Source organism: Mesorhizobium sp. M7A.F.Ca.CA.002.09.1.1 (assembly GCF_003998555.1).
Lineage (GTDB): Bacteria > Pseudomonadota > Alphaproteobacteria > Rhizobiales > Rhizobiaceae > Mesorhizobium > Mesorhizobium ciceri.
Genome location: NZ_RZRR01001454.1, coordinates 1 through 737, shown reverse-complemented (window position 1 = coordinate 737; position 737 = coordinate 1). Strand labels below are relative to the sequence as shown.

The window sequence follows — 737 nt, the reverse complement described above, 5'->3', positions numbered from 1 at the left end:
GGTGATGCACCGCGAAGTCGACCCGGCGCTTACGCCCTTCATGCAGCTGCCAGAGCGAGTGTGCGACGAGCGTGACGATCAGGATCCCGCCGCCGATCAGGCTGTTGCGGGTCGGTGCCTCGGCAAAGATCATCCACACCCAGACCGGCGCCAGCACCGTTTCGAGCAGGTAGAACATCGCCACTTCCGGTCCTGAAATGTATTTCGGCCCGGCGGCAAGGCAGAAGAACGAGATCGGCATGATGATGGCGCCGTTGAAGACGATCCACCATGGCGCGTTCACATGAAAGCCTTCGCCTGACACCATGAAGACCGCCAGCGCGAGCGGCAGAAGGACGCCGACGAGCGAGGTGAATCCCATGTCCTTGCCGCTGGCGCGCGAGATGGTGATGGCCACCGCGATGAAGAAGGCCGAGCACAGCGCCATGAAATCGCCGAACAGCTTGCCGGTGCCGACCGAGCCGCCGACGATGACCAGCACGCCGAGGATCATGATCGCCATCGCCGCGATGGTCACCAGCCGCGGCCTCTCGCGCAGGAATATCCAGGACAGCAACCCCGCAAAGACGGTGTTGAAGGCCAGGATGAACACCAGGTCGGCGGTCGAGGTGTGGTAGACGGCGGTGACGAAGGTGATCCCGGTCAGCCCGTAGCATATCGCCACGATCAGGCCGGACCAGCCGGGGATCAGCGGCGGGGCGTTTCGGCTGAGTGCCCGCCAGACCGACCAGATGACC

At 64.0% G+C, this 737-nt stretch carries 1 protein-coding gene; it reads right to left on the bottom strand.

Annotation, left to right across the window (positions count from 1 at the left end; translation table 11 throughout):
• The coding region (locus EN994_RS33950) for a DMT family transporter (protein WP_164746550.1) at window positions 1–737 on the bottom strand (737 nt) is incomplete at both ends.